This window comes from Corynebacterium sp. KPL1824, from assembly GCF_000478095.1.
Lineage (GTDB): Bacteria > Actinomycetota > Actinomycetes > Mycobacteriales > Mycobacteriaceae > Corynebacterium > Corynebacterium accolens.
Window position 1 is genome coordinate 484,775 of sequence record NZ_KI515750.1, and the last position, 16,559, is coordinate 501,333.

Genomic DNA, 16,559 nt, shown 5'->3' on the forward strand with positions numbered 1-16,559 from the left:
TCAGTCTCCACCGAGGTATCTACCCTATCCGCGGGTAGTGACCAGCTCGGGGTTGGAGATATTCCATTCTCGGCCCTCCATCTTCAGCACGGTGGCGAAGGCGCGGGCCTTATCGTCGTTATTTTTATCGCTGGCACCCCAGAAAATGCGGCGATCATCCTTGGTAGTGAACTGCAGAGAATAGGAATCGGTGACCTCGAGGGTGGCTACTTGGTGGCGCACGTCATCAGACAGTGCGGCAATGGCAGCCACCGCGTCTTGGGCCTCGGAGGAACCACTGTCGATGTCCCCGGTAAGTTCTACCGCACCTTCAGGCGGCTCTGCGGAAGTAAATTCCTCGCCCTTGTCATCGATGAGGTAGGTGGTGTCGTCTCGCTTCACGAAGGCGACGGGCTTGTGTTCCTGCACGGAAATGGTCAAGGTCGAGGGCAGATCGCGCGAGACCGTCACCGAATCCGCCCAGTCCAAGTTGGCTACGCCGCTGGCGGCCTCGTGCGCGTCCACCCGCAAGAGGTTTTCGCCCTCGGGCACGCCCGCGGCCTCCTGTACCTGGGCGGCATCGAGCTGGTTCACGCCCTCCACCTCAAAGTTTTTCACCTTGAAGATGGGCAGTGCCCATACCGCGGCGCCCACCACCAGCACGAGGGCGAGCAGGCCGCCGATGATGCCGAAAATGAGTTTCTTCGACACCCGCACTAGTGGGCCCGCAATTCATCGAGGATTTCCGCGGCCACGAGGGTGATGGACCCGGCGCCAATGGTCAAGACGATATCGCCCGGCTGCGCGATGGAAACCACGTCCTTGGCTGCGGCGGAAAAGTCTGGCTCGAAGATAACCTCCATCTCTTCTGGCATCTTATTGGTGATAATGCGCGAGGTAATGCCTTCCACGGGTTGCTCGCGGGCGCCGTAGATGTCGAGTACAACGGCGGCATCGGCAAGCGCAAGCGCCTGGGCAAACTCAGCGTCGAATTCCATGGTGCGCGAGTACAGGTGAGGCTGGAAGCAGGCGATGACGCGCCCGCCATTGCCCTCGGCCGCGACCTTGGCGCGCGCAGCCCGCAGCACCGCGGCGACCTCGGTGGGATGGTGGGCATAATCGTCGAAGACGCGGACGCTGCCGCCCTGCCAATCCACGCTGCCCCGGTACTCAAAGCGACGGCGCACGCCGCTGAAATCCGCAAGCCCCTCCGCGATGGTGCTGGGCTCGCCACCGGATAGCACGCCGGCGATCAGCGCCGCCATGGAGTTGAGCACCATGTGGTGGCCGGGAATCTGCAGCTGGTAGCTCACGGATTCCTCCACGCCGGGCAAGGACAGCTGCACGGTGCACGCCATGCCGGCGGCGGTGGTTTCCTCCGCGGTCAGCGTCGCGGCGAGCGGAACGGAGGTGGTGCGGGCCTTTTCCGCGCCGCCATAGCCGATGACGTTGATGCCGCGGCTAAGTGCCTGCTCACCGATCTCGACGGCATGCTCGTCCTCTGCGCAGACGACGAGGTAACCGGTATCCGGGGTGACCAGGTCCGCGAAATCCGCAAAGACCTTGAAGTAGGCGTCCGCGGAGTGGAAGTAATCGAGGTGGTCCGGCTCCGCGTTGGTGATGACGGCGATATCGGGGCTATAGCGCAAGAGCGAGGCATCGGACTCATCGGCCTCGGCAACGAAGGCCTCGCCGGTGCCGCCGTGCGCGTTGGTGCCGGCGCGGTTGAGCTGGCCGCCGATGGCAAAGGAGGGATCCAGCCCCGCGTGCTGCATGGCGCTGACGGCCATCGAGGTTGTCGAGGTCTTGCCGTGCGTGCCGGCCAATAGCACCTGGGTGTGGCCCTCCATCAGCGCAGCGAGCAGATCCGAGCGGCGAATGAGCGGGATATTATTGTCCCGCGCTGCGACGAGCTCCGGGTTATCCTGCGGAATCGCCGCGAAGGAGGTCACGACGGTGGTGGGCAGCTCGCCAGAAAGCTTGAGGTTGTCCGCATCGTGGCCGATGGCTACCTTGGCGCCCATGGAACGCAATACCTCCACCGGGGTGGAGTCCTTCACATCGGAGCCGGTCACGACGGCGCCGCGGGCGGCGAGGATGCGGGCAAGACCCGACATCCCGGAACCACCAATGCCGATGAGGTGGACGCGGCTGAGATCGTACTGTGCGGGATCGGTCATTTACTTATCCTTCTTTCCTGCCTGCAGTTCTGCGTCCTGCACGCGGGTGGCGATGCGGTCAGCGATGATATTCGCCGCATCCCCCGCCTTAGACTGGGCGGCAGCCTGCGTCATGGATTTCAGGCGCTCTGGATCATCGAGGATGGCGCGGACCTCTTCGATGAGGCGATCGGCACCCAATTCGGCATCGGGAATCTGCACCGCAGCGCCGGCTTCTACCAATTCGCGCGAGTTCAGCGCTTGCTCGCCATTGCCGTGCGGCAGCGGGACGTAGATGGCGGGAAGGCCCGCGGCGGAAACCTCTGCCACCGTCATCGCACCCGAGCGGCACACCACGAGGTCCGCCGCAGCGAGCGCGCCGGCCATGTCGTCGATATACGGCAATGCGGCGTAGTTCGGGTGCGGCTTAGGCGGATCGTTTTTCTTGCCATAGGCGTGCAGCAGCTGGAAGTCCTTGGTGAGGTCCTCCGCCGCGCCCGCCACGGCGCCGTTGATGCTGGCCGCACCCTGGGAACCGCCGGTAATGAGGATGGTGGGCAGCTGCGCCAAATCCCACTTCGTGCGGGCATCCGCGGCGGTATTCCCGTCCTTATCTGCGGCAGACGCGGCCAGGCTCGGGCGCACCGGGATGCCGATGACCTCGCCCTCCATGCCCGAATTGGCGTGGGCATTAAGGCCAATGCCGCCGAGCTTGACGCCCAGCTTATTGGCCATGCCTGCCAGAGCGTTGGTCTCGAGGACGTAAAAGGGAATGCCTAAGGTCTTTGCCGCGATATAGGCGGGTCCGGAGACATAACCACCGGTGCCGAAGACGACATCGGCCTCTACATCCTTTAAGACCTTGCGCGCCTGGCGGACGGACCGCGCAAGTTTGACGGGGAGCTTGGCCAGGTTGGTGCTCACTTTGCGGGGAATCGGCACGGGGGTAATCAGGCGCAGGTCCACGCCGCGGGCGGGAATAATATCGCTTTCCAGCCCCTTTTCGGTCCCTAATGCCGTAATCCGGGCGCCGTAGCGCTCGCGCAAAGCTTCACCGACGGCAAGGGCGGGCTCAATATGTCCTGCAGTGCCGCCACCTGCAAGGACGACGGAAAATGGCGTGGAATTCATAGCCTAAAGGCTACCAGCGCCTACCGCCTCGGGCGGTGCTCGGCGCGCGGATACCTCCGCCCGCTTCCGGTCACCGGCCGGCCGTAGCGCTCGTCGCGCACCCGCGGGCGGGCACCCTGCGGCTGGGAGTGACGGCCCCGCGATTTCTTCTTCGCCGCCGGCGGCTCCGGCTCGCCGATGAAAAAGAGGCGATCAAATAGCGGGCGCCCGAAGTTCTGCATGGCAGAAATCTGCATCGGCTCATGGCGGGCCACGTTGCACAAGATGCCCATCGAGCCAATCGTAATAATCGCGGCCGTACCACCCGCGGAAATCATCGGCAGCTGAATACCGGTCACCGGCAGCAAGCCGATGACATAGGCGATATTGATAAACGCCTGGGTCACCACGCCGATGGTTAGCGTGGCGGCCAGCAGGGATTGATACTGGTTCTGCGCGCGGGTGGCGGTGCGCAGCCCCACGTAGCCCAAAGCGGCGAAGAGGAGGATCACCAGCGCGCCGCCCCACAGGCCGAGCTCCTCGCCCACGATGGCGAAGATGAAGTCATTCTTGGCTTCTGGCAGGTAGAACCACTTGGCGCGCGATTGGCCGAGACCAACGCCCCAGAAGCCGCCATCGGCAAGCGAGAGAAAGCCCTGGTAAGACTGAAAGCCCGTGCCCTGGGTATCGGAGATATTGCCAAAGAGGGCATCGAAATAGGTGTGGAAACGGTGGGAGCGGAAGCCGCCGATGAGAAACACGGCGACCAGGCCCAGCGCACAGAGGATGCCGATGATGATGGGCACGCGCCTGTTGACGCCGGCGAAAAAGAGCGTGAAGACCACGACGAGGGCAAAGGACAAGGCCATGCCCAAGTCGCCCTGCCCCACGATGAGCAGGAACATGAGGCCCGCAATGAGCGAGTACATCATGAACGGGTCCGAGAGCTTGAGGGAATGGTGTTCCTTATCCGCGAGCACCGAGGCACCGAACATGCCCACCGTGATGCGCGCCAGCTCGGAGGGCTGCAGGGAAATCGGGCCAATGTAGATCCACGACTGGGAGCCCACCTCCTCGCGGCCGGTACCGATGCCAGGGATGAGCACCGCGATGAGCAGCAGAATGGAAAGGGCCAATAGCCACGGGATAAATTTGCGCAGCGTATGCGGGGAAACCTTCAGGCCGAGCCAGAACGCGCCCAAGCCGATGATAACCATGGCGGTTTGGCGCAGGGCCTGGTTCCACACGCCGCCATCTTCTGTCAGCGACGTGGCCATGGACGAGGAAAAGACCATGACTACGCCGATGCCAATGAGCGAGAAGATAATCAGGCGCAAAAGCAGATAATCCAGGCCGGGATGCTGGCGGGCTTGTTCGCGCACGTCATTAATCCGCTCGCGCGTGCTCTTTGCGCGGGGGCGCTGCGGGGAGGTGGCCGTCATGAAGTCTCCTAATTTTGAAAAAGGTCTAATGCGCGCGGGCGATATCCCGCGCCGCTGCGGCAAAAAGGTCGCCGCGTTGGGCCATTCCGGTGTACATATCCAACGATGCCGCAGCCGGAGCCAAGAGGACGGTATCGCCCGGCTCGGCGTGTTGCGCGGCGGCGCCCACGGCAGCATTCATTGCCGCCTGCGGATCGGTATCCTCGATGAGCTCAACCGGGGTTTGCGGGGCGCGGCGGGCCAGCGCCTCGGCGATGATGCTCTTGTCGATGCCCACCAGCACCGCCGCCTTCAACCGCGCGGCGTGGGTAGCGATGAGCTCATCTACATCCGCGCCCTTGAGCTGGCCGCCGGCGACCCAGACCACCGAATCGAAGCCTTCTAGGGCGGCATCGGCCGCATGCGGGTTGGTGGCCTTGGAGTTATCGATATAGGCCACCCCGCCGTGCTCGTGCACCACTGCGCCGCGGTGACCGGCCACCGCGTAAGCTGCTAGGCCTTCCTGGATGGCGGCGGGGCTAGCGCCTGCCAAGCGGGCCACGCTCGCGGCCGCCGCCGCGTCGAGGACACCCGCAAGGCCCGCCGGCTCGATGCCCTCGGCGGAGGCGAGATCTATGGCGTCCTCGCCGTCTAGCCTGGAGACCAAGCGCCCGGCGCTCACCCCTACCTCACCAGTGGCCGGTTCGCCGGCGGTAAAGCCGTATACGCCGTTGATTCCAGCGGCATAGCGGCCCGCCGCGGCATCGTCCTTGCCCACCACGGCGCGCGTGCCATGGAGGGCCTTGGCCTTGGCGAGGGCATAGGCGTCAAAGGAACCGTGCCAATCCAAGTGGTCTTCGGCCACGTTGAGCAGCACGCCGACATCGGGGCGAAGCTCGCTGGACCAGTGCAATTGGAAGGACGAGAGCTCGGCGCACAGGATGTCGACCCGCGGGGAGGCGGTCAGGGCATCAAAAAGCGAGACGCCAATATTGCCCACGGCTTGCGCACGCAGCCCGCTGCGAGCGGTATCGGCCTGCATGATTTTGGTCAGCATTCCCGTGGTGGTGGTCTTGCCGTTCGTGCCGGTGACCACCAGCCAAGTGCGAGGTGGGCCGAAGACCTCGGCGCGGTCGAGGCGATAGGCCAGCTCGACATCGCCGATGACCTCCACGCCGGCGGCTTGGAAGGAATCTAAGAGGGCGGAATCGGGCCGCCATCCCGGCGAGGTCACCACCAGGTCATACTCGCCCGGTGCCGGGGCGTCGGTCGGTACCGTAGCCACGCCGAACTCTTCCGCCAGGGCCGCTAGGGCAGCGGCATTGGAATCGGCGACGGTGGTATCCACGCCGAGGCGCGCGAGCATCGCCACGCACCCGCGGCCAGAGACGCCGGCTCCTGCGACGAGGACGCGCCCGCGCAGAAAAGGTGGTAGCTCAACCATGATGAGTGCCTCAATCCTTAAGTATCTAGTGCCAAAACTTTATTGCAGGTTTCCGAAGCTGACTGCAGAGAGCCAATCGCCGTAGAAGATGCAGATGCCCGCCATCGCGGCCATCGCGCTTAATAGCCAGAAACGCGTGACAACCGCAGTCTCTGCCCAGCCACCATTTTCAAAGTGATGGTGGATGGGCGCCATGCGGAAAAAGCGCTTGCCCGTCGTGCGGAAGACCACGATCTGGATGACTACGGAGACCGTCTCGATGACGAAGATGGCGCCGATGACGATCATCAGCAGCTCGGTGCGGGTAGTCACAGAAAGGCCGGCGACGAGGCCGCCGAGCGCGAGCGAACCGGTATCGCCCATGAAGATCTTCGCCGGTGCGGCATTCCACCACAGGAAGCCGAGGCAGCCGCCCAGGCCCGCGGCTGCGAGCACCGCGAGATCCAAGGGATCGCGGACCTCGTAGCAACCGGCGGCCGGGGAAATCGAGCACGAGTTGCGGAACTGCCAGAAGCTAATGAGCGTATAGGCCCCCATCACCATGGCGGTGGTGCCTGCGGCTAGGCCGTCCAGGCCATCGGTCAGGTTGACCGCATTCGACCACGCGGCGATGAGCAGGTACAAAAAGACCAAGAAAATGATCGTGCCAATAACGGCGCCGCCGACGGCGATATCGAACGTATCAAAGTCGCGGACGAAGGACAGGTTGGTCGAGGCAGGGGTTAGCCCATTGGCATCCGGGAATTGTAGGGCGAGGATGCCGAAGATGAGCGCGATGGCCAGCTGGCCTACCAGCTTGGCGGTTTTATTGAGGCCGAGGTTGCGCTTTTTGAACAGCTTGATGAAGTCATCGGCAAAACCCAGGCCGCCGAGTCCCATGGTCAAGAAGTAGACCAATAACCCCGAGGGGCTAAATCCACCGTTGTCGGTCGCGCGGGCATAGATGCCAACGATGAGGTAGGCCACCGTGATGGCCAGCAAGATCGCCAGACCGCCCATCGTCGGGGTGCCCCGCTTGCGCAGGTGGAGCTGCGGGCCGTCTTCGCGGATTTCTTGGCCTTTTCCGACGCCAGAAAAATACCGAACCAAAACTGGGGTGGTAAAAATCGCGACGAGGAAACTAACGACGCCCGCGATAATGATCTGAGTCATTGCTAGAGATCTTTCTCCTTGAGATAGGGACTAACGGCGATTGAGCTGTTCTGCCACGCGCCACAGGCGCTGGGCATTCGAGGATTTCACGAGGACGACGTCCTTGGCCGCGCGCGCGGACCAGTCCTCCACCCCCGCAGGGGCGACCCGGAGGATATTTTCTACGGCCGCCGTCACGGCCTCAATATCGGGGCAGAGTTCGGTCTGGATGCCGTGTGCGTGCGCGGCCTCCACCATGGCTACGGTATGCGCTCCCTCTCCTACCGCGACGAGGTAATCCACGTGGTACTTAGAGAGGACCGAGCCTAAGATGCGGTGGGCTTCGACGGCTTCGCCGCCGAGCTCGCCCATCTCCCCCAGCACCGCGATGGAGCGGGCATCAGGACGAGCCGCGGAGGTATAGGCCAAGGCGGCAATTGCCGCGTGCATCGAATCCGGGTTGGCATTGTAGGAGTCATCGATGACGGTGACGCCATCGCGGCGCGTGCGCACGTCCATGCGGTGCGCCGAGCTCGTCTGGTGCCCGCTGAGCGCCCGCGCGACAACGGCGGGTTCCACGCCCGATTCGATGGCCGCCGCGGCCGCGGCCAGGGCATTGGAGACCTGGTGCTTGCCAAAGACCTGCAGCTTAATGCTCATCGGCGCGACGCCGGGGGCATGGAAGGTAAAGGACGGGCGGGCGACATCATCAAGCTCAATGTCTGTGGCATAGTACTGCGCATCCGCGGCCTGCGGGCGATTGGCGGAATAATAGACCACCTTGGCCTGCGTGCGCGGCGCCATCGAGGCGACGAAGGGATCGTCCGCATTCAGAACCGCTACCCCGCCGTCTGCGGCGGCAGGCAGGGCCTCAATGAGCTCGCCCTTGGCCTGGGCGATATTCTCGCGCGAGCCAAACTCCCCCAGGTGGGCGGTGCCCACGTTGAGCACCACGCCCACCGTCGGGGCCGTGATCTCAGTCAGGTGGCGAATATGGCCAATCCCGCGCGCGGACATCTCCGCCACGAGGAAGCGCGTATACTCATCGCAGCGCAGGGCGGTATAGGGAAGGCCCACCTCGTTGTTAAAGGAGCCCGGCGGGGCGACGGTTTCGCCCTCGGCGCGGAAGATGGTGGCGAGCAAATCCTTGGTGGAGGTCTTGCCCGCGGAGCCGGTAACGCCGACGATATCCAGGCCTTGCTCTGCGGCGAGCCGGGAGGTCACCTCGCGCGCGAGATCGGATAATGCCCCAATCACAGCGGCGGCGGAGCCATCCTCATCGTTGGCATAAATATCGGCATTGGCGGCATCCCCGGTCACGCGGCCTTGGGGCTTGACGATGATCGCCGGTACCCCCACCGGCCGAGCGGCCAGCACGGCCACGGCGCCTTGCTCTATGGCCTTTTCGGCAAAATCATGGCCATCGACGCGGGCACCGGGTAGGGCTACGAACAAGCTGCCGCTGGTGACCTTGCGCGAATCAAACTCTACGAAACCGGTCACGCGTTCATCGGGATCATCAACGCTATCCAGGCTACCGCCGGTTATCGCGGCGATATCTCCAATAGAAAGTGGAATCATTACTACTCCTTCGTATCCCTAAGAGTATCGCGATGCGCCGTTCCCGCCAGCTTTTCCTCAATGGCGCGCGCCATTTCCTCTCGGTCATCAAAGTGCAGGGTGCGCTCGCCCACGAGCTGGCCTACCTCATGGCCCTTGCCGACGACGATGATGGCATCGCCCGGCTGCGCCCAATCCACCACTTCATCGATGGCGCGTGCGCGCGAGCCCTGCTCCCGAATATCGGCATCCGGCGCAGCCCGGCGAGCGCCTTCAATGACCGCCGCGCGTATTGCGGCTGGGTCCTCGGTGCGCGGATTATCATCGGTCACCACCGTAAGATCCGCCCGGGTGGCCGCAGCCTCTCCCATAATCGGGCGCTTGGTGCTATCGCGATCACCGCCGGCGCCCACGACGACGCCCACGCGCCCGGAGGTGCCCTCCAATTGCAGGCGCAGGGTATCGAGCACCGCCGCGATGGCTGCGGGCTTGTGGGCATAATCCACCACGGCCACGAAGTCTTGTCCGCGGTCGATCCTTTCCATGCGCCCGGGAACGGCGACGTTTTCCACGCCGGTCAAAAAGACCTGTGGATCTTCGCCCACGGCAGTGGCCATGCCCAGGGCGAGCGAGGCATTGGCGATATTGAATTCGCCGGGCAGCGGCAGCCGGAAGGAATAGTCGGTGCCATCTAGGTTGAGGACAACCTCCTGCGCACCGGTCACTTCGGTAGCCGTCTGCCGGGCGGAGATCGTGGCATCGCCTGTACGCGTTGCCACCGTCGTTACCGGGGCGCCCGCATCTTTCACCATTCCGCGCAGGCGCTCGCCCCACTCATCATCAACGCAGATGACCGCGCGCTGGGCGGCCTGCTCTCCCAAAAATAGCCGGGACTTGGCCGAAAAGTACTCTTCCATCGTGGGATGGAAATCCAAGTGGTCTTGGCTAAGGTTGCTGAAGCCAGCCACGGCAAAGTTGGTTCCGCGCACGCGGCCGAGCTCCAAGGCGTGGGAGGAGACCTCCATGACCACGTGGGTCACGCCCTCTTCCTTCATGCGGGCGAAAAGCTCTTGCAGCCGTGGGGCTTCCGGAGTGGTCAAGGAGGTGGGCACCGGCGTGCGATTGATGCGGGTGCCGGTGGTGCCGATTAGGCCTACGGAGTGCCCGGCCTGCAGTAGCCCGGCTTCGAGGAGGTAGCTAGTCGTGGTCTTGCCGGAGGTGCCGGTAATCCCCAAGACCGTGAGATCGCGGGTGGGGTGTCCGTAGATTTCTGCCGCAATCGGGCCTAAGACGGCGCGGATATCATCCACCACGATGATCGGGCGGGTCTCGTTGGCCTGGCGGAGGTGGTCGAGCCCGGGGGCATCGGTAAGCACCGCGCCCGCCTTGGTATCCCCGACGAACTGCGCGCCATGCACGCGCGTGCCGGGAAGGGCCGCAAATAACGCGCCTTCGGGAAGGCTCGCGGAATCCAAGCCGCACGCGCTGACCTCAACGGTGCCATCACCGATGACGCGTCCGTGCGAAAGCTGCGCAAGTTTTTCTAAGGAAACAGACATTTCAAGCTCCTATTGTTCCCGCAGGGTCATCCGCGGCGCTGGTTTCGAAGTGGGAATATTATCGCGATTGAGCAGCCAGGAAGAGATATCCCGGAAGATGGGAGCCGCGGACTGGCCGCCGCCGCCATTGTCTTCCACGCCGGACTTGGGCTCATCGAGCATGACCGCGACGACGAATCGTGGGTCATCGGCAGGCGCAATGCCCGCAAAGGTGATCCAGTAGGCGGAATTAGAATACGCCCCGGAATTCGGATCCACCTTTTGGGCGGTGCCGGTCTTGCCGGAGAGCTGGTAGCCGTCCAATTGGGCGTTGGCGGCCGTACCGTTTTGCACGCCGGCATCGTCATCTTGGAAGACGGCGCGGAACATATCCACCGCAGTCTTGGCGGTTTCCTTGTCCACTACCTGGGTCTTCTTTGGCTCGGGTAACTTTTCCGTCTCGCCGTCGGGGTCTTTAATCTCGTCGATGATGCGCGGCTCGATGCGCTCGCCGCCGTTGGCCAATGCTTGGTACACGCTCGCCATCTGCAACGTCGTCCACGCCTGGCCCTGGCCGATGGGCAGGTTGGCAAAGGTACCGCCCGACCACTGCTCTTGATCTGGCACCGTGCCGGCGGATTCATTGGGCAACTCAACGCCCGTGGTCGCGCCCAAGCCGAACTTTTTCAGGTACTCCGCATACTTTTCGGGCCCAAGCTTATCCGCGATCATCAAAGTGCCCACGTTGGAGGACTTACCAAAGATGCCGGTGGTGGTATAAGGCTCGGTGCCGTGAGGCCAGGCATCGTTAACGGTCACGCCAGCCATGTCGATGGAACCTGGGACCTGGTGCACCTCATCCGGCGTGGTAATGCCCTCCTGCAATGCGGCCGCCGCCGTCACTATCTTGGCAACGGAGCCTGGCTCATAGGGGTGGGAGATACTGCGGTTCTCGAAGTCCTTGCCCTCCTTGAGCTGGTCTTCGATATTCTTATTCGGGTCCACCGTATCGGTATTAGCCATGGCGAGCACCTGGCCCGTCGCGGCATCAAGAACTACGGCCTCAGCGCCCTCCGCCTGGGAATTGGCCTTGGCCTTTTCCAGCTTTTGCTGGACGTAGGTCTGCAGATCCAAATCCAGGGTGAGGGTGACGTCGCGGCCATCGACGGCATCCACGACATCGCGCAGGGTGCCGGGGATGACCTGCCCGTCGGTGGAAACATCCTCCGTGGACTGACCATCGATGCCGGTTAATTCGGTATCGCGGGCCGCCTCAAAGCCGAATTGGCCGTGGCCATCCATAGAGACCTTGCCCACGACGTTTTCTGCAATCGCCCCATTTGGGTACTGGCGGATATCTTGCCGGTCAGCCGCCACACCGTGGTACTTATTGGAAATCTCTACGGCGACATCCGGGTCCACATTGCGGACCAGGACCTCGTACTGCGTATCGGCCTTGAGCTTGTTTTTAATATCGCTCGCATCGACCTTGGAAGCAGAGGCGCCCGAATCCTCAATCATCTTCGGGATGCCCTCAGCCATCTCCTTGAGCTTGTTCTCCATTTGTTTGGTGAGGTACTCATCCTTCTTGCCCTCATCCATGCCCTCGAGTTTTCCCTCGGAGGTGGCTTCCATCTTGGCCTGCTCTTTGAGTTCATCGCGCAGGCGCGTGGGAGAGACAGTCAAGGAACGAGACTTCATTGTATAGGCCAAACGCTGGCCATCCCGGTCCAGGATCTCTCCCCTGCGGGCCGGGTCAATATAGACGCGTTCGCGCTGGGTGACGGCCTTCGCCGCAAGGTCCGGGCCCCAGACTAATTGGACCCACGCAAGGCGCCCGCCCAAAGCGACGGTGGCGACGACAACACAGGTCAAAATGATGCGCAGGCGCTGGCGCATGATCGCTTTTTGGGGCACAACAGAGCTAGCAGCGCGGCGCGGCCGCGGACGGTACCCACGGTTGCCACCATTATTCGGTGCAGTCACGGTGCTCAGTCACCTTCCCTTCGCCGCCACAGGTTCTTGCGTGTATCGATTGTGCCCTACAAGATGGGCAATGCCCGCGCTACCACGCGCGAGCACAGAGAATTTCACCACTTATTCTGTCCGTTTAATCAGCCTGGCTGGTGTACGGCGCGCGGGCGGGAAGGTTGGGGCGATTATCGTCTGCGCTATCGCGATTATCGGCATCATCGCCGCCGCGTTGCTCGTCCCGGTTCTCGTCCGCATCGTTGCCGCGGGCATGTTGCTGCTGCCCGCGCGGCACGGCGTTGAGGGAATCAGACATTCCCTCCGTATCCTTCGGGTCGCTCGAGGCTTGGCCTGGGCGGATGGGCTCACCGTTGACATCGATAAGCTTTTCCGTATCCGGGGTGCCTTCGCGCTTGGCGATGATCTCGCCATCCCCGCCGACCTCAGTCACGCCGGGCTGCTTGGGCACGGCCATGCCCAATTCATCCGCGCGGCGGGCAATATCCGCCGAGGAGCTTAAGTTTTCTGCGTCCCGGTTCAGCGATTCAATCTGGTTATCCAACTGCGATTCCTGCACCGTCAACTGCTGGATCTTGAACGTCTGCGAGGTAGACAAACCAGATAGCCACATGGCCAGTGCTACCCCGCCGATGACCAAAGTAACGGCCAAGACAGCAACGCGGGTAAAAGCATTATTCTGCTTCGTCTGCTGTTGCACCCGCCGGCCGCGGAAGCTGACGACCTGCTTCGAACCAAGCCGCTTCGCCCCGCGGTGCGGAACCCGGGTACGGCTAGGCGCCGTCCGCCGCGCCGTTTTCCCGGTAGCCCTAGGGGCGGTGCGCTCGCGCACAGCGGTAGGCGCTCCGGTGTCGATTCCGGTGGTGAAGTCTCGGCTGGCGCCCATGCTGCGAGTGGCCTCTCTGTCGCGGCTGTCCGTTAAGTGCTGGTTTCGGCGTGGGATGGTGCTCATTTCTTGCCTCCCGGTGGTAAAAATTCTGGCGTGCCTTCAAGCCGTTCAAGGGCGCGCACGCGCACCGACGCGGCGCGGGAATTTTCTTCTACCTCCGCCGCGGATGCCTTTTCGGCCCCGCGGGTGACCGTGGCGAATTCCGGTGCGGTGCCCGGCAGGTCCATCGGTAGACCGGCAGGCGTGGTGGACGTAGATAGCTCCTTGAATGCTGCCTTTACGAGGCGGTCTTCTAAAGACTGGTAGCTCATAAAGACCGCGCGCGCACCAATGGACAGCGCACTGGTGATAACGGGAAGCACATTTTCTATGGCCTCCAACTCGCGGTTGACCTCTACCCGCAGCGCCTGGAACGTGCGCTTTGCCGGGTGCCCGCCCGTGCGGCGCGTTGCCGCCGGAATGGTCGCGTAAAGCAGCTCGACCAGCCGGCCCGAGGTGCTAAACGGTTCCTTCTCGCGCTCCTTGAGCACGGCGGAGGCAATCTTTCCCGCGAAACGCTCGTCACCATAGGTCTTGAGAATCCGCGCCAAGTCCCCGTGCGAATACGTATTGAGCACATCAGCGGCGGTAAGTCCGTGGCTCGGATCCATACGCATATCCAGCGGTGCATCCGTCTTATAGGCAAAGCCGCGCTCTGCCTGATCCAGCTGCATGGAAGAAACGCCCAAATCGAAGAGGGCTCCCGCAATACCGTGGGCGCGGGCAGCATCAAAGATATCGCCCTCGCCCTGGGCAATGGCGGTACCCAGCTCATCGAAGCGAGCATTGACCGCGCAAAAACGCGGGCCGAAGGGCTCTAGCCTCGCCGAAGCATTCTGCAATGCCTGCTCATCGCGGTCCACACCGATAACGTGTGCCTGCGGAAAGGTCTGGAGGAAGTACTCGCTGTGGCCGCCGGCACCTAAGGTGGCATCGACAAGCACAGCCTGCGAGCCCGCAGCCTCTACCCCGGGGCGCAGGAGCTCTGCCATGCGCTCGCGCATGACCGGCACATGGCCGTGATTATCCGCCACATCGTAATTAAGGTTAGTTGTAGCCATGTCTCCCCGCGTCCCCCTTTCTTATTTCCGCTGTGCAGGACTTCCTATCGTGGAAAGCACGACGAGTGCATATAGGGCCCTGTCCGAGGCAGGTTTCTGATATCGGGGAAGTACACCAGAATCATCCGCCTCGGACAGAGTCCTTACACGCACTCGAGATGCGGGCGCTTACAGCAATCCCGCAAGTACGTCATCGGCATCTGCTGCCGAATAAGCATCTTCAGTTTGCGATTGATACTCAGCCCACGCGGCTGCATCCCAAATTTCGAGGAAATCTACCGAGCCAACCACCACGCACTCTTTGGACAAACCCGCGTACTCACGGTGGCCTGCGGACAAGGTGATGCGACCATGCCCGTCGGGCCGCTGTTCGTCCGCACTTGCAGCCAAGTTACGAATGAAAGCGCGCGCTTCCGGATTGGTTCGAGAAACCGCCGCAGCCTTCCGTGCGCGTTCGGCGAACTCTTCGCGCGGGTACACGGCCAAAGAATGGTCCTGCCCCTTGGTAACCATCAGGCCACCGGCGAGCTCGTCGCGAAATTTTGCAGGAAGCGTTAAGCGCCCTTTGTCATCAAGTTTCGGAGTGTAGGTTCCGAGAAACATCCCGGCGTCCACCTTCCTCACTCGACAACTCCGGATTCCCTCACGTCAGAAGAGAGTTTTTCAACCCCATTCCTCCGCTGCGCCCCACTCTACCCCACTTTCCCCCACATGCCCCATTTAAATCGCCATATTCTCAGCAACCCAAAACGTATGCGCAGCTAAAAGTATGTTTTTTCGGTGGGGAGAAATCCCGTGCCCCACCTTGACAACCCCGAAAATCCACCCCTTTAGACCCACTTACAACATCAAGATCGCCCCACCTCATACACCACATACAGCGCAATGCCTGCATATTGGACCTGCTACTGTCCTCTACCACCCACAATCCCCCACCGCGCCGCGGTTTTGGTCAGAAGGTGGGGCAAAGTGGGGAATTTTGGTAAGGCGTAAAAAATCCCCAGCCACCCTTCCTGGTGACTGGGGAAATGGAAAGTTCGCGGCTAGCTTTCTTCAAAGCGCCGACGGAAGTTTTCTTCCAGCTTGCTGCCTACTCCACCGTTACGAGACGAGGCTGCCTTCTTTGACCGCCCATTGGTGGACTTTTTCTTTCCGCTACCAGCAGGCCGATCGCCCCGGAGCATCCACACGCCGGAAGCGAACATGACTAAGAACCCGGCGATGGACAACGCAATAAACCACAAGCTTTGCTGCGCCAAGGCCACGCCGCCAACAAGCATGCACAGACCAACCACGATGAGCGCAATCCCACGCAGGGTAACTGCGCCGCCGGAACCGCCGATCGAGGTAGATTCAGACACAGAAGCGCCAAATTTAGGATCGTCCGCTAATAACGATTCCTCTATTTCACGGAGCGTGCGTTGCTCCTGCTCAGAAAGAGACACTTTTCCTCCAACTAGGGACTGGGCTTCGGCCGATATATCTTCTACCAATACTAACGTCCAGAGTAACCAGTATGTTCCCCAAAAGGTAGTTATTCCCCTCAACAGTGATTATGGCGCCGCTATGCTGCTGCTATGCCGCAAAGGATCCCAGAATCGTCTCGGCTTCACTCTCATCTAAAAATTGCGCCGCCTGCTGCATTAACCCGTAGACATATTCCTCATCCGGCGTTGCATCCAAGCCAGACGCCACCCGGGCACGGGTACGAGAGTAGGACTTAAAAGCCTCGGCCCACTGCTTTTCCTCGGCCCCCACCAAAGCCAAGCGGTCCCACGCGCTCGTTGGCAGACGCCGGCGGCGAGAGACCACCGATACAGCTACTCGCGCACCCGCCGTACGCAATGCGGACTGATAAGCCACCTCCAGCGCCTGGTCAAAGCGACCATCCGCCGCATATCCCCTCGCCCAATCCAGAAGCTCGCGGGCCTGAAAAAGAAAGTGGGCCCGCTTCGCGCCCTGCTTGCCAGCGAAGCGACCGGTAGAGCGGGACTGCGTTGCCGAAATAATCTGTGCCATTGTTTTTCTCCTGTACTGTGCTAATAACTAACCGTGTTCGATTGCCGCTCACTTTAAGTAGCCAACCGGACATCTACCCCCTATTCTAGTTCACCTGTTCGAATTACTCAAGAGTTTTACCAGTCACAACTGCCTATAAATCGAACACAGTTCGAAATCCCTTGGGGTTCGATGGAATAACCCCGCCCCCACCCTTGTCCGCCGGTGGACATGCGTATCT

Annotated in this window: 14 protein-coding genes; all 14 read right to left on the minus strand. The window is 62.0% G+C overall.

Translation table 11 applies throughout. The features are described 5' to 3' along the window. Positions 1–24: 24 nt before the first annotated feature. Positions 25–696, minus strand: a complete 672-nt coding sequence (locus HMPREF1267_RS08595; RefSeq protein WP_023028979.1) for a cell division protein FtsQ/DivIB — start codon at positions 694–696, stop codon at positions 25–27. Further along, on the minus strand, positions 696–2,159 hold the full coding sequence (murC, locus tag HMPREF1267_RS08600) for a UDP-N-acetylmuramate--L-alanine ligase (RefSeq protein ID WP_023028980.1): 1,464 nt from the start codon (positions 2,157–2,159) through the stop codon (positions 696–698). Before murC ends, HMPREF1267_RS08595 begins: the two co-directional genes overlap by 1 nt. Next, the gene (murG, locus tag HMPREF1267_RS08605; protein ID WP_023028981.1) at positions 2,160–3,269 is read right to left on the minus strand and encodes an undecaprenyldiphospho-muramoylpentapeptide beta-N-acetylglucosaminyltransferase; all 1,110 of its coding nucleotides are present in this window, start codon (positions 3,267–3,269) and stop codon (positions 2,160–2,162) included. A gap of 20 nt (positions 3,270–3,289) precedes the next feature. Next, positions 3,290–4,690, minus strand: a complete 1,401-nt coding sequence (locus HMPREF1267_RS08610) for an FtsW/RodA/SpoVE family cell cycle protein (protein WP_023028982.1) — start codon at positions 4,688–4,690, stop codon at positions 3,290–3,292. Between the two features lie 25 nt (positions 4,691–4,715). Continuing rightward, positions 4,716–6,113 carry a UDP-N-acetylmuramoyl-L-alanine--D-glutamate ligase gene (murD, locus tag HMPREF1267_RS08615; RefSeq protein WP_023028983.1) on the minus strand — a complete coding sequence of 466 codons (1,398 nt, stop codon included), beginning with the start codon at positions 6,111–6,113 and terminating at the stop codon, positions 4,716–4,718. 39 nt (positions 6,114–6,152) lie between these two features. Beyond that, positions 6,153–7,265, minus strand: coding sequence for a phospho-N-acetylmuramoyl-pentapeptide-transferase (gene mraY / locus HMPREF1267_RS08620; protein WP_023028984.1), 1,113 nt, complete (start codon positions 7,263–7,265; stop codon positions 6,153–6,155). Between the two features lie 30 nt (positions 7,266–7,295). Continuing rightward, on the minus strand, positions 7,296–8,825 hold the full coding sequence (murF, locus tag HMPREF1267_RS08625) for a UDP-N-acetylmuramoyl-tripeptide--D-alanyl-D-alanine ligase (RefSeq protein WP_023028985.1): 1,530 nt from the start codon (positions 8,823–8,825) through the stop codon (positions 7,296–7,298). 2 nt (positions 8,826–8,827) lie between these two features. Continuing rightward, positions 8,828–10,363 carry a UDP-N-acetylmuramoyl-L-alanyl-D-glutamate--2,6-diaminopimelate ligase gene (locus HMPREF1267_RS08630; protein WP_023028986.1) on the minus strand — a complete coding sequence of 512 codons (1,536 nt, stop codon included), beginning with the start codon at positions 10,361–10,363 and terminating at the stop codon, positions 8,828–8,830. A gap of 9 nt (positions 10,364–10,372) precedes the next feature. Further along, on the minus strand, positions 10,373–12,241 hold the full coding sequence (locus HMPREF1267_RS08635) for a penicillin-binding protein 2 (RefSeq protein ID WP_023028987.1): 1,869 nt from the start codon (positions 12,239–12,241) through the stop codon (positions 10,373–10,375). Positions 12,242–12,452: 211 nt separating this feature from the next. Next, the gene (locus HMPREF1267_RS08640) at positions 12,453–13,283 is read right to left on the minus strand and encodes a hypothetical protein (RefSeq protein ID WP_023028988.1); all 831 of its coding nucleotides are present in this window, start codon (positions 13,281–13,283) and stop codon (positions 12,453–12,455) included. Next, complete coding sequence (gene rsmH / locus HMPREF1267_RS08645) at positions 13,280–14,320, minus strand: 16S rRNA (cytosine(1402)-N(4))-methyltransferase RsmH (protein ID WP_023028989.1); 1,041 nt, start codon at positions 14,318–14,320, stop codon at positions 13,280–13,282. Before rsmH ends, HMPREF1267_RS08640 begins: the two co-directional genes overlap by 4 nt. A 168-nt stretch (positions 14,321–14,488) precedes the next feature. Further along, positions 14,489–14,923: a division/cell wall cluster transcriptional repressor MraZ gene (mraZ, locus tag HMPREF1267_RS08650; protein ID WP_034654127.1), complete on the minus strand. Its 435-nt coding sequence runs from the start codon at positions 14,921–14,923 to the stop codon at positions 14,489–14,491. A gap of 440 nt (positions 14,924–15,363) precedes the next feature. After that, the gene (locus HMPREF1267_RS08655; protein ID WP_023028990.1) at positions 15,364–15,765 is read right to left on the minus strand and encodes a DUF3040 domain-containing protein; all 402 of its coding nucleotides are present in this window, start codon (positions 15,763–15,765) and stop codon (positions 15,364–15,366) included. A gap of 130 nt (positions 15,766–15,895) precedes the next feature. Then, complete coding sequence (locus HMPREF1267_RS08660; protein ID WP_023028991.1) at positions 15,896–16,339, minus strand: SAV_6107 family HEPN domain-containing protein; 444 nt, start codon at positions 16,337–16,339, stop codon at positions 15,896–15,898. Positions 16,340–16,559 lie beyond the last annotated feature (220 nt).